This window comes from Cutibacterium avidum 44067 (assembly GCF_000367205.1).
GTDB classification, from domain to species: domain Bacteria; phylum Actinomycetota; class Actinomycetes; order Propionibacteriales; family Propionibacteriaceae; genus Cutibacterium; species Cutibacterium avidum.
In genome coordinates this window covers 2173323-2185988 of the sequence record NC_021064.1, presented here as the reverse complement: position 1 = coordinate 2185988, position 12666 = coordinate 2173323, and the positions used below count along the sequence as shown (strand labels likewise).

Genomic DNA, 12666 nt, shown 5'->3' with positions numbered 1-12666 from the left:
GGTCTCGACGCTGCACCGAGGGAAGGACCACGGCGAGCCGGGCTGCACGTGTGGACGATCATTGAGGGTCTTCATCACGCCACCTCCTTGTGGACGACGGTCGATGCTTGCTCAGGGGAGAGCCACCGTTTCGCGGCCTCGGTGACCTGGGCAGCGGTGATCGCACGCACCCGGTCGAGGTGGGTGTTGACGAGGTTGGCGTCCCCCAACAGGGTCTCGTGCATGTTGAGCAGGTCGGCCCGTTCGTCGACGACGGCCAAGGATTCCAACCAGTCCCGTTCCACCTGCGCCCGGGCCCGTTCCAGTTCGGCTTCCCGCGGCCCGTTGGCAGCGAACTCGGCAATGATCTCGTCGACGGCTCCGGTCAGCTCCTCCTCGGGGACTCCCGGCTTGAGGTGGGCCGACACCAAGGCGGCCGAGGACCCCCGGGACAGCCCGAAGTCGTTCATCGCGACGCCGTCGACCAGGTGACGCTCCCGCTCGAGGGCGCGGATGAGACGCGAACTCATCCCGGATCCGATGGCATCGATGGCCATCGCCACGGCGAGGTTGTCAGGATCGGTGATGGGCGGGGTGGCCCAGGATCGGGTCACCGCGGTCCGGGGCACCGGGCGCTCGACGACCACCCGCGGGTTGTCGTGGCGAACTGGTCCCTGAATGCGCGTCGGGAGGTCACCGGTGGCGGTGGGTACCGCTCCCAGGTACTTCTCGGCGAGAAGGAGACCTTCATCAGCCTCGACGCACCCGGAGATGACGAGAACAGCGTTGTCGGGTCGATACCAGGTGGAATGGAAGGCCGTCACGTCGTCGAGGCGGGCAGCGTCGAGATCGGGCACCGAACCGATGGTCGGATGCCCGTACGGATGCGTCTCCCCGAACCGTCCGTCCAGGAGCAGATCGAGCAGGTCACCATAAGGGGTGTTGTCGTAGCGCTGCCGTTTCTCTTCCTTGACGACCTCCCGCTGGGTGGCGAGGTTCTCCTCGGTGACGGCCAGATGGGCCAACCGCTCGGCCTCCAACCACAACGCCAGCTCCAACGCCCCGGCGGGAACCGTCTCGTAGTAGTTGGTGCGGTCAAAGCTGGTGGACGCATTGGCCGACCCTCCCACCGACTCGACGGTGGCCAGGTGTTCGCTTGACGCGATGCCGCTCGTGGTACCCGAGAACATCAGGTGCTCGAAGAGGTGGGCGAATCCGAAACGGCTGACCTCCTCGTCGGCCGATCCCACCTGGTACCAGATGTTGACGGCGACACCGGGGGAGGTGGCGTCCGGATTGACGACCACGTGCATCCCGTTGTCAAGGGTCGTGCGGTGTAGCTGGAGGCCTTCTGACATGGGTTCGAGCATAGGGGCAGCCGATGACGCCGTGGGTCGGCTCGCGGTGGCGAAGTGGTTTCTGAGGCTCGGTGCCACCACCTTCCGTAGCACTGCCCACGATCATCAACCCGATCACCACAGGCGGGCAGAAGGACCCTCAAAATCTCTCCCACAACCCGTTGCGGAACACCACCTGCGCCGATCCGTCCTTATCGCGCCGTACTCTGGAGGGTATGCAGACGCAGCGAAACGTGGTGTCCCACGCCCTGCAACGCCGTCACACCCTGGAGGCGTTGCTCAGCCCCCGGGTCGACCTCAATGCCCCCACGGCATGCGACGCCGACCCCATGTTGGTGCGTGCCGCCATGCACCACGGCGAGCCCCTCGACCACGACTGTCCGGTCTGCGAGTCGCCGCGGCTAGTCCTGCTGCGCCATGTCTTCGGCCACCAGCTGGGCCAGTACTCGGGACGCATCCGCACCGTTGACGAACTGGAGGAGATGGAGCACCAGTTCGGTGAGTTCCACGTTTATGAGGTCGAGGTCTGTCCCGACTGCCTGTGGAACCACATCCTCGTCGATTACGTCCTGGGGGATGGTCGACGTCGTCGCCCACCTCGCCATCAGCCGACCGTGGAGGACATCTATGGCTGATCACAAACCTGCCAAGCGGCCAGCACGCCGAGCCGCTCCCGCACCGGGTGGCGCCCGGTCGGCTTTCCCCGCAGCCAGACCCAGGCGCGGACGCCACGGGAAGCTGAAGAAGTTCCTGTGGGGCATGCTGGTGACGATCCTGTCGCTGGCGATCATCGCCGTCATTGGTGTCTTCGTCGCCTATGAACGCACCGAGCTGCCCGACCCCAACCATGACTTCCAGACGAACACCTCGTTCATCTATTACCGTGACGGCAGCCGGCTCGGATCCTTCTCGGTGCAGAACCGTCAGTCGATTCCTTATGAGTCGATGCCCAAGGACCTGCGCAACGCTGTCGTCTCAGCCGAGAACCGTACCTTCTGGACGGATCCTGGCATCTCGGTCAAGGGCATGGTTCGCGCCGCGTGGGCCATTGCGCGAGGTGGTGAAATGCAAGGGGGCTCGACGATCACCCAGCAGTACATCAAGGTGTTGTACCTGTCCCAGGAACGCACCATGAGCCGCAAGTTCAAGGAGCTCCTCCTCGCGGTGAAGATGGGCAAGGAGGTGTCCAAACAGGACATTCTCGCCGGCTACCTCAACACCATTTACTTCGGTCGCGGAGCTTACGGAGCCCAGGCTGCCGCGAAGGCGTTCTTCTACACCGACGCCTCCAAGCTCACCTTGTCTCAGTCGGCAGTGCTGGCGGCGGTCCTCAACAGCCCTGCCAACTTTGACCCCAACGGCGGAGTGGCCGCCCGAGAGAGGTTGCTGCAGCGTTACCGCTACGTCCTCGACGGTATGCTCGAGGCCGGAAACATCACCCGGGCCCAGCACGACGAGGCGTATCGGCAGCTGCCGAAGTTCCCGAAGGTCCCCGACTACAACCGGTGGGCGGGAACCGACGGCTACCTCATGAAGATGGTCCATGACGAGCTCATCGCGAGGGGATTCTCAGACCAGCAGATCAAGGGTGGCGGGCTCAAGGTGACGACCACCCTCGATCGCAACGACCAGAAGGCAGCGGTTGCGGCCGGCCAGAAGTACAAGAGGATCGCAGGTCGCAACGCAGGCTCCAAGGGGGCGGAGAATCTTCATCCGGCTCTCGCCTCGGTCGACGTCAAGACTGGTGGTGTGTTGGCCATTTACGGTGGTGACGACTACATTTCCAACACTCGTAACTGGGCTCGCACTCCGCGCCCGTCGGCGTCCACCTTCAAGACCTATGCGGCTGTGGCTGGGATGCGGCATGGTTTCAGCCTGCGCTCCCGGTTGGAAGGCGACGCCTTCACTCCCGACGGCGACACGACGGAGGTCCGCAATGAGAACAACCGGAACTACGGCACCGTTAGTATGCGGCGAGCCATTGCGAAGTCGATCAACACCGCCTTCGTCGACATGGTCTCGCGGATGAAGGACGGCCCGAAGGACGTTGTCCAGGCCGCCAATGCCGCCGGGGTTCCCAAGGGCACCGGATGGGACCTCAACAACCGCATCGCCCTGGGCACCGCCGAGGTGAGCCCACTGGCCCAGGCCGGCGGCTACGCAACGATCGCGAATGACGGTAAGAAGGCCACCCCTCACGTCGTTGGCAAGGTCGTCGACCAGTCCGGAAAGGTCGTCTATCAGGCTCCTAAACCGTCGAAGCAGACCATTGAGGCTGATATCAGCCACGATCTCAGCTACGCCCTGCAGTCTGTGGTCGAGGAAGGCACCGGTCGAATCGTGGCCGACTTCGACCATCACGTCGCTGGAAAGACGGGTACTTCCGGCGTCGGGGACGGGGTGACGGCTGCCTGGTTCGTCGCTTACACCAAGCAGATCTCGACGGCCGTCATGTTCGTCGCAGGTGACAGCGGCAACGAGAACCTCGACCCCTACGCTCGCGAGGGGGCTACCGGCTTCCATGGCGGCGATTACCCGGCGCGCACTTGGCGCGACTACATGGAGACGGCGATGAAGGGGACGCCTGATGAGTCCTTTGCCGACCCTGATTGGGTGAATCTGTCCGGCAAGCACTACGGCGAGGCCAAGCGTCCGGAAGTGCCAGTTGAAGAGGATTCTCGGGACACCTCCGACAATTCGGACTCGAACGATCCCGAGTCGCCGGTTGAGCCGTCGGCGCCGGTCCCTGCAGCATCGACGACCCCGAGTTCCAAGCCGTCGTCGACGGCCAGCCAGGAGCCTCCCAAGCCGTCTTCGACGATGACGAGGACTGAGCCGACCCACACCCGGCGCCCGACGCACACCGCCAGACCGACACACACTATCCATCCCACTTCGGGAGAGACGACGCGCGGCGGGAGTCAACCGGGTGATCAGGCACACAGTGGGTAGCCTGACGACGTGACCATCCCCGATCAGAACGACGACGCCGTGGCGGTCAACAGTCATGCGGTCGCACGCCCGAACGGCGGATCCACGGGTTACGCAGGTCGCCGTGCCCTTGACGTCCCGAGGCGATCCCGCGTGTCTCAGCTGGGGCTGGATCGCCGTATTGGTGGGCGCATGGGGCGTCATGCCTGGCCACGCGGCATTTTCTTCGACCCAGGTCCGTGGGCTGTCATGAGCGCGATCGTGGTGTGGTTGCTCACGATCTACCGCGTCACTCCGTGCGTGCAGCATGTCGCGTCCAAGACCGTCGATCCGTACCAGCGGCAGTGCTACTCGGACATTCCGACGATCTATCGGTCCTCGGGAATGGGCCACGGCGGATCACTCTTCTCGAACCCCGACGTCGCCCAGACCCCTCTCGTGACTGTTCTCATGGCCTTCTGTCGCCGTGTGGTGTGGGTCTTCGGTGCGGAAGTCTCCCCGAAGGCCACTGACCAGCAGGTTCTCGACGCAGCCAACGCCTATTGGGGAGTCGCCCAGGTCGTGCTCTTCGTGGCTTTCCTGGCCGTCGTCATCTCGGTTATGCTGCTGGGGCGCAGCTCGGACACCAACCTTCCCGTCGATGAAGAGGGCCGTCCCACCCAGGTCCGACGCCGTTCCTGGGACGTCTTCTGGGTGGTGCTGTGTCCAGCGGTCTACCTGGCCGGTCTCATCGACTTCTCCATGGTCCCGGTCGCCCTGGCCACCACGTCGATGCTGGCCTGGTCCCGTCGCCGTCCATGGTTGGCCGGGATCCTCGTCGGTCTGGCCTGCGCGGGAAGCCTGCAGGCCGCCGTGGTGGCCTTCGCCGTCCTGGTGTGTTGTCTGCGCGCCACGCGGCTTCCGGAGCTGGGGCGATACCTGCTGTCCGGGTTCCTCGTGTTGATGGCCTGTCATGTCATCGCGTGCTGCCTCAGTCTGACGACCTGGTGGACCTACCTGCGTTCGGCCTTCTGGTCAGGCACCGGTCTGGGCACGATGTGGTACGTCATCCAGGACTCCTCGGGCGGCACAATCCCTGGGATCGGCTGGATCACCGGCGCCTTGACGATTGGCGGCCTGCTCGGTCTGGCATGGCTGTCGATGACGGTCCCGAGACGTCCGCGGATCGCACAGGTCGCTTGCGTGGCCCTGTTGATCCTCTTCATCACCAACAAGGTGTACTCGCCGCAATGGGTGCTGCTGCTCGTTCCGCTGGCTGCCCTGGCCCGCCCCGATTTCCGCGACTGGGCCGTCCTCATGGTGGGGGAGTGCTTTTACTCCTTGGCCGTCTGGGCCCATCTCGGCGGGCTGTCCCTGCCGGGCGGGTCCGATGCCGACATCGTCTACTGGGCCTCCATCGTGTTGCGCCTGGCCTGTGAGATCTGGTTCGCGTGGGGAGTTGTCGACGACATCCGACGGCCGTGGAATGACGTCGTCAGGGTGGGGTATGCCGACGATCCCACCGGTGGGGTGCTCGACCACGCACCAGACCCAGCGCCCGAAGGTGAACCCGTCGCGGAGGCTGCCCGGTGACGCGCACCGGAGCAATGAGGTCGACGCGAGTCGCGACGTCATTCACCCCCGCCGATGACGGACGCCTGGTGGCCCAGACATGGTTGGGGAGTCGAGCGATCCTGTTCATCATCGCCGTGGTCGGCATGGCCGGGTACCACCGCACCTTCTCCCAGGTGACGGGTAACTGGGACGTCCAGCACTTCATGTCCATCGCCCGCAATGGGTACGCCGATCCCCTGGAAATGGCCTTCTTTCCTGGCCTTCCGGCACTGCTCAAGGTCGGCAGCCTCATCGGTCTACCGATGGAGGTCACCGGAGTTCTGCTCGGCCTGGTCGGGTCGGCCTTGGCGGCCTGGGCGCTGTTCCGTATCGGCGGCACGGTCCCGGCGTGTTTGTGGCTGATCGCCCCGACGGCGGTCTTCACCGTCGTCGGGTACACCGAGTCCCCGTTCTGCGCCGCCGCATTCTGGTCCTGGGAGCGTGCCCGAGCCGGGAAATGGTGGCCAGCCGCGTTGCTTGCCGGACTGGCATGCACCTTCCGAGTGTCAGGGCTCTTCCTCGTCGGTGCCCTGGCCGTGATGGCAGTCCTTGGCGACGGGGACCAGCGTCGTCTCACCAGCCAAGCCGCTCGACGCCGCCGTAATACCGAGATCGTCAATCGGCTTTCGACCCTGCTGGTGCCAGCTGCTGTTCTCGTGGCCTTCGCGGTGTGGTTGCATCGGCTGACAGGGTCGTGGACGGCCTGGTCCCAGGCGCAGACCAAGGGTTGGGGACGCGGTTTCACCACCCCGGTCGAGACACTGCGGCACACCTTGCCCGCGACCCACCCCGAGACCTGGGAAGCCACCTACGGCTCGGGGCCAGTCGGAGTGGCGATCGTGTTTCGGCTCGAGCTGGTCTCGGTCGTCCTGGGTATCCTCGTCTTCATCTACTGCCTGATCCGTCGCCGTTGGGCCTCGGCAGCGTGGGTTGGTATCCAAGTCGTGGCCTTCTCGATCGGTTATTGGTACATGAGCGTCAACCGTGCCACTCTGTTGTGGTTCCCGCTCTTCGTCGCGCTGGCTGAGCTCACTCGTGGCCCGTCCAAACCGCCCGGTCTGGTGTTGCTGTGGCGCGGAGTCATGGGCATCGTCATCGTCGCCGATCTCGCCGTCGTGGCGTGGTGGGGCTGGCGATTCTTCACCGGGGGGTGGGCCAGTTGAGGCTCGTATACGCGCGCAAGGTCTGGACTCTCCCGACCCTTGAGAAGATCGTCGTGGTTGGCGTCGTGGTCGCGTTGTTCGCGATGCAACTCATCGACACCCGTCATGGTTTGTGGACCCCTTGGACAGTCTCGATTCAGCTTGTCGGGTGCGCCATCCTGACCATTTGTCTGGCCCCAGCGGCATGGCGACGACGTCATTCCATGAGTCGAACTGGCTGGATCTTCATCGTCGAGATCGCGACGATCCTGGTCTGGGCCCTGATCTCCTCGATGGTGGCCCCGAAAGCCGTCGTGTGGCGGACGACGGTGCCACGTATCCACCAGGTGATGCCACCTGTGACAGCCCTGGTCACCTTGATGGCGGCAGTGGCGACGGTACTTGTCATGTCACGCCCTGCTCGCCGACTGGCCGCCCTCGGAGGGTCCACCGCGGTGCTTCTCGGAGCTCTCGTGGACTGGCCGGTTCAGGCGTCCATCCACCGCAGTCCCAGGCTTGCCAGCGCGATGGGAGGCTCGGCGGTTCTTCACGTCGCGATCCTCCTGGCAGCCGGTGTCTTCTTCGACGCCTCGAGGGTGACTCGCACGCGTCCGCGACGGCTCGCCCTGGCCATGGTGGGATGTCTTGCCGTCGGCATGACGATCGCCACCGGTTCCCGTGCCGCCCTCATCGTGCTGTTCATCTTCGGTGCCTGGGCGTTGGCAGCCTGGGGACGATACCATCCCCGCATCGTGGGGGGTCTTGCGGCGGCCGGAGCGGCGATGTTGGCCGCCCTCGTCATCTGTGTACCCGCCCTGCAACGTCTGGCCACGTGGGCCTCCCCTGCTCGTCTTCATGCCGCTTCGGTCGGATGGAATGCGGTCTCCGGCTCCTGGACGTACCTGTTTCTCGGCGTGGGATCCGGTCGGGTCTTCCCGTGGTATTCCATCGAGGACAAGTTCATTGCGGCTCCGGGGGCCGGCATCATCGGCACTCCGTTCGGGAGTGCCCTCAATTCTGCCCACTCAGTCTTCGTCGCGGTGCTCACGGAGTTGGGCATCCTGATGTTCCTGGTGCTGTGTGCGTCTGTCGTCCTGGTGTGGGCCAATGCCTGGCATGATGTGCGTCGTCGCTCGGCCTGGGCGGTGACCTCGATGGTTCTGGCTGCCACCACGGCCGCCTGGGTCTTCGACACCTATCTGCTGAAGAACTTCGCCGTCTCGACGTGGTGGTGGCTCATTGCTGGTTGTGTGCTGGCCTCTCGCGGCTGTGATGGAGAACGGGTTGGTCCGGTGGCAGCCTCGCTGGAAAGCCCCGGCACTGTTGAATCATGCCCTGGTGAATCAGGCAGCGGACACTCCGAGTAGTACTGATTGAGGCTGTACGACGTCGCGACGGCAGCTCCTGACCGCGGCCCTCTGATGAGACGATCCTCTCGGGACAAGGAAAGTGACGGTTGCCGGAAACCGGCAACCGTCACTCAAGAGGTCTTCCAGAAGCGCTTACTTCTTGCGAGCCAGAACCACACCGTCCAGGTGAGCGTGGCACATCGACAGCAGTTCGAGGTGATCGCTGAGTTCGCGCCGTGAGGTCACTCCCTCGCCCACGACAACGATCGTCGAGGCGGTCTTGGACGCAACCGTGAGGGAGTCAGAGGCCTCGAACCCTGCAGAGGCGTTGACGATCACGGTGTCGTAGCGGGAGCCCAGCTCGTGCAGCAGGGCCGTCAGCGCCTCACCGCCGAGCAACTCGCCGCCGTTGTCGGTGGCCGTTCCGGCCGGGATGAAGTCGGCCTCGTCACCCTTGCCGGTGACGAGGACGTCAGCCTCATGAGCGCGACCGGCGAGCAGATCAGACAGCCCAGCGGTGGAACGGTCGAGGCCGCGTGCCTGGGTTGCGCTGCCATGGGCCAGATCGGCGTCGACGAGCACCGTCCTCGTACCGGTGCGGGCCAGGCTGCCGGCGACAGCCGCGGCAATCGCTCCGGCCTGGGTGCGCTCTGAGCTGGGGCACAAGGAGACGGTACGGATGCCGTCACGGGCCGGCATGAAGGAGATGTTGTGGGCCAGCGGGGTGATCTCGCTGGTCGTCGGGGATGCCGAGACTCGGCCCAGAACCGAGGAATCGACAACCTCGGCGACGTTCTCCGGAGTGCGAATCCTGGTGTTCAGGATGGCTCGGACGAAGAGGTAGATGAGACCGACGAGGATGCCGATGAGCACACCGACGATGATGCTCTTGGTGACGGAGCGTTCACTTCCCCGCACCGGGGAGGTGATGACGGTCGCCTTGGAGATGGACAGCACCGGCTTGTTGTTGCTGGCATGCGGCACCTGGGAGACAGCCTTCTTGAGGTCCGTGACCATGGTGTCGACGATCCTCTTGGTGTCGTCCTCATCGTCGCCGGAGTAGATGATCTGCAGGAACATCGGGGAAGGGGTCACCTTGATCGCCTGTTCCAACGACTTTGACGACACCTGGGGGTCCAGGCTGGCACCGAGGGGCTCCAGCACCGCGGCCGAACTGAGGTAGTCGGCATAAGAGGTGACGAGATGGGTGGTGTATTCCGAGGCCGCCGCCGGATTCTGGAAGGTGTTAAAGGCTTCTGACGTGAACAAGACGTCGGCCTCGGCCTCGTAGCTCGCATGGGACATGGCGTAGTGGCCGACCCCGGCGACCACTGCGACGATGACGGCGGTAATCGCCGATGAGGCCAGGAAATGGCGCGCGTTCCGGAACACTGTACGTAGCTGCATCCAACAACCGATCTGTCAGGGGTGGAGGTGTGTATAGGCTGGAACAACCATAGCCCGTAGGACAACTGAGGAGCATCAGCCATGCAACGATCAGGCGCACTGTCTGGCGTGTTGGGACGCGCACAACATTGGCTTGCGCAGCGGGTTCGCCATGGCCGCCCTTCCCAGGGAGTTTCGGGCCAGGCAACCAGCCGACACCATGACACGCCGCTGGTCGTCCTGGTGACGTCCCGGTTTCCCTACGGATCTGCCGAGCAGTTCATTGTCGCGGAATTGCCTCACTGGGCGGGTCGCGGCATCGACATGGTGATCCTGCCGGAGAAGAACGACACACCGAATGTCCAGCCCCGTGATCTTCCTGCAGGTGTCACCCTCGACACCCGCCTGGTGAAGAAGTGGGGAAGCCATGAAGGACGTGTGCTGTCAGTTCTCGATGCCCTGACGTCCGGCGTTTTCTGGCGAGAAATTCGCGATCTCGCCAGTTTGGGCCGTCTGAACCGTTCTCGCTTCGTCTTCGCCCTGCGGTCCTGTGCCCAGATCACCATGGTCCGACGCACCCTGGCCGAACTGTCGAGAGAACACGGCGGGATCGATCTCGTCTACACCTACTGGCTGGCCGTCTCGACAGTGGGTGCTGCGTTGGCGAAGAAGCAGGGGGTAGTGCGCCGTGTGGCGTCTCGGGCTCACAACGCCGACATCTACGAGGATCGTCACCCCCTGCGCCATCATCCCGCGGTGCGCCAGATCGTTGACGAGGTCGACCTGCTGGCCCCGATCGCGGCCGATGGCGCCGAGTTCTGTGTTGATCGCTATGGTTTTGATGAGAATAACGTGGTCGTTAGCCGGTTGGGTGTCGACATCCCCTCGCGCGAGGAGTGGTGCCGGCCCAGCCCGGACGGCGTCTTCACCGTCTTCTCCGTCAGCACCATGACCCCCTTCAAGCGGCTCGACCTGCTCATCGATTCTCTGGCGGAACTGTCCCAGCGATGCGGATCAACCACCCTGCGCTGGGTTCACGCTGGTGAGGGGCGTCTCCATGACGAGCTTGCTGCCCGAGTTTCCGAGAAACTCCAGCCTCGTGGGGTCGAGGTGGAATGGCTGGGCCAGCTCGGACACGACGAGCTCTTCGCCTGGTATCGCACCCACCAGGCCGACGTCCTGGTCAACACCAGCTCCTCGGAGGGCATCCCAGTGTCCATGATGGAGGCGATGGTGCGCGGCGTACCGGTCATCGGTACCGATGTGGGCGGGGTTCGTGAGATCCTTCCTCCGGACTGGCTGATGCCGTCCGATCCATCAGCGTCAGAGGTGGCCGAGTTCATCGCGGCGCGGATGGATGACGCCAAGTCCGACCGGACTCGTCAGGAGGTGGCCCGTTTGGTGGCCGAGAAGTACGACGCCGACCACAACTTCGACGTCTTCGTCGACCGAATGGTGACGGTGGCGCAGGCATGACAACGCTGGCACAGCGGGCCGATCTTCCGAGCTCCCAGCCTTCCCGGGTCGCAATGTGGTTCGTGAAGTTCTTCCTCATCTTGTTGCCCTTCGCGTCGGCATGGGCCTCGACGATCACCATCGCCGGTCTGCCTCCGGTGCGGTTGCTGGTCGTCGTCCTGGTACTGGCCGCTCTGGCGGCGCGCCCACGGGTGGAGATCGTCTCCCAGGTCCTCATCGCCGTCGGCATGTTCTGGATCGCGATGGGCTTGTTCCTCATGAGGGATGCTGAGGGCCTCAAGGAGATTCTGGGAGTTCTCGTCGGCCTGTTGACGATGATTTCCCTGACCCTCGTCGGCCACGGGCTGTCCTGGATCATCCTCATGTGCCGGGCCTGGCTCGGCGGCGTCATCATCGCGATCCTGCCCGGCTTGTTCGAGATTGCCACAGGAAAACACATGCCCAACTACCGGTTGGGTGCCTCGGCCTATGTCCGCAGGACGGCGACCGACATCGCCTCCTTCATGGTCAATCCCAACCTCTTTGCCTACTTCATCACTGCCGGCATGGTTGCCCTCATCGTCGGATGGCAGCTCGAGAAGGGCTGGCTGAAGTGGACGTACTTCATCGTCGCTCTCCTCGTGGCGCCGGTGACCTGGTTCACCGGGTCAAGACTCTGCATGGCAGCCTGTCTGGTGCTGTTGGCCTGGATGTGCGTGCGCTCTCGAGTTCTGACGATGATCGCAGCCATCGGGGTGTGCGTGGGTGCCATTTTCGTCATTGCCGCCGGGATGATTCCCCAACTCATCGACGCTTACAACACCTTCATCGTCAACCTCAACTCGAATTCCGGTCAGACCCGTCTGCACCTGTACCAGAACGCCGGATGGCTGTTCGTGAACACCAAGGGCGTCGGCATCGGACCGGGTCGGTACACGGTGGAAGTGACCGCCGCGCCGTGGCGGACCTACGGCGCCATCGATCCGCACAACGGTTTCACCGAGGTCTTCGTGGGGTACGGCCTCCTGGTCGGCGTCATCCTGGTCGCGCTGGCGCTGGCCGCTCTCATCGCAGCCATTCGCCGCGCCGGGGGGCATCCCGGCTACACCGAGACGATCCTGCTGCAGGCGGTGGGCGTGAGCCTGCTCCTCTGCCCGGTGCTGGCCATGGCCAACAGTTCGTACCTCAAGGCCCCGGCGGTCTGGTGCCAGATGGCCACCATTGCGCTGTGGTGCCAGTACCTGCTCAGGACCAGCCTCTCTCCACGCAGATCTGCGAAGTACCATGTCGACGACCGGCGGCTTCCCCGTCGACGCCGAGTTCTGGCTCGAGCCATCTCTGCCGGCCAGAAGTGAGCCCCTTCCACATCTGAGGGCCAATGTCCTGTGGCGTGTTCGGCCTCCTGAGAGCGGCCCTGTCGGCGTCTTGTCCTGGGCGCGAGTACGCTGGACCCGATGCAACCGGCATGAAAGG

At 64.2% G+C, this 12666-nt stretch carries 9 protein-coding genes; 7 read left to right on the top strand and 2 right to left on the bottom strand.

Annotation, left to right across the window (positions count from 1 at the left end; genetic code table 11):
- Positions 1–74 precede the first annotated feature (74 nt).
- Positions 75–1349 carry a M16 family metallopeptidase gene (locus PALO_RS10040; RefSeq protein WP_036909878.1) on the bottom strand — a complete coding sequence of 425 codons (1275 nt, stop codon included), beginning with the start codon at positions 1347–1349 and terminating at the stop codon, positions 75–77.
- A 203-nt stretch (positions 1350–1552) separates the two neighbouring features.
- Between PALO_RS10040 and PALO_RS10035 the strand changes: the two genes are divergently transcribed.
- From PALO_RS10035 to PALO_RS10015, 5 genes are all read left to right on the top strand, one after another.
- Positions 1553–1972, top strand: a complete 420-nt coding sequence (locus PALO_RS10035) for a DUF5318 family protein (protein ID WP_015583456.1) — start codon at positions 1553–1555, stop codon at positions 1970–1972.
- A complete protein-coding gene (locus PALO_RS10030; protein WP_015583455.1) occupies positions 1965–4289 on the top strand; it encodes a transglycosylase domain-containing protein in 2325 nt (774 codons plus the stop codon). The genes PALO_RS10035 and PALO_RS10030 overlap by 8 nt, the downstream gene beginning before the upstream one ends.
- 171 nt (positions 4290–4460) lie before the next feature.
- Positions 4461–5840 (top strand): membrane protein, encoded by a 1380-nt coding sequence (locus PALO_RS10025; protein WP_036902167.1) that lies wholly within the window; start codon positions 4461–4463, stop codon positions 5838–5840.
- The gene (locus PALO_RS10020; protein ID WP_015583453.1) at positions 5837–7024 is read left to right on the top strand and encodes a mannosyltransferase family protein; all 1188 of its coding nucleotides are present in this window, start codon (positions 5837–5839) and stop codon (positions 7022–7024) included. Before PALO_RS10025 ends, PALO_RS10020 begins: the two co-directional genes overlap by 4 nt.
- Positions 7012–8370 (top strand): O-antigen ligase family protein, encoded by a 1359-nt coding sequence (locus PALO_RS10015; RefSeq protein WP_015583452.1) that lies wholly within the window; start codon positions 7012–7014, stop codon positions 8368–8370. The genes PALO_RS10020 and PALO_RS10015 overlap by 13 nt, the downstream gene beginning before the upstream one ends.
- Before the next feature lie 135 nt (positions 8371–8505).
- Here PALO_RS10015 and PALO_RS10010 read toward each other — a convergent pair whose 3' ends face one another.
- Positions 8506–9759 carry a tyrosine-protein kinase domain-containing protein gene (locus PALO_RS10010; RefSeq protein ID WP_023033278.1) on the bottom strand — a complete coding sequence of 418 codons (1254 nt, stop codon included), beginning with the start codon at positions 9757–9759 and terminating at the stop codon, positions 8506–8508.
- An 81-nt stretch (positions 9760–9840) separates the two neighbouring features.
- On the opposite strand from PALO_RS10010, the gene PALO_RS10005 reads away from it, so the two are divergent.
- Both PALO_RS10005 and PALO_RS10000 read left to right on the top strand, forming a co-directional pair.
- The gene (locus tag PALO_RS10005; protein WP_023033279.1) at positions 9841–11214 is read left to right on the top strand and encodes a glycosyltransferase; all 1374 of its coding nucleotides are present in this window, start codon (positions 9841–9843) and stop codon (positions 11212–11214) included.
- Complete coding sequence (locus PALO_RS10000) at positions 11211–12548, top strand: O-antigen ligase family protein (RefSeq protein WP_015583449.1); 1338 nt, start codon at positions 11211–11213, stop codon at positions 12546–12548. Before PALO_RS10005 ends, PALO_RS10000 begins: the two co-directional genes overlap by 4 nt.
- The last annotated feature ends 118 nt before the right edge of the window (positions 12549–12666 follow it).

What these genes read in the sequence shown, in the direction of transcription:
- PALO_RS10040 (WP_036909878.1), bottom strand. Translation starts at nt 1,349, where the DNA reads ATGCTCGAACCCATGTCAGAAGGCCTCCAGCTACACCGCACGACCCTT.
- PALO_RS10035 (WP_015583456.1), top strand. Translation starts at nt 1,553, where the DNA reads ATGCAGACGCAGCGAAACGTGGTGTCCCACGCCCTGCAACGCCGTCAC.
- PALO_RS10030 (WP_015583455.1), top strand. Translation starts at nt 1,965, where the DNA reads ATGGCTGATCACAAACCTGCCAAGCGGCCAGCACGCCGAGCCGCTCCC.
- PALO_RS10025 (WP_036902167.1), top strand. Translation starts at nt 4,461, where the DNA reads ATGGGGCGTCATGCCTGGCCACGCGGCATTTTCTTCGACCCAGGTCCG.
- PALO_RS10010 (WP_023033278.1), bottom strand. Translation starts at nt 9,759, where the DNA reads ATGCAGCTACGTACAGTGTTCCGGAACGCGCGCCATTTCCTGGCCTCA.
- PALO_RS10005 (WP_023033279.1), top strand. Translation starts at nt 9,841, where the DNA reads ATGCAACGATCAGGCGCACTGTCTGGCGTGTTGGGACGCGCACAACAT.
- PALO_RS10000 (WP_015583449.1), top strand. Translation starts at nt 11,211, where the DNA reads ATGACAACGCTGGCACAGCGGGCCGATCTTCCGAGCTCCCAGCCTTCC.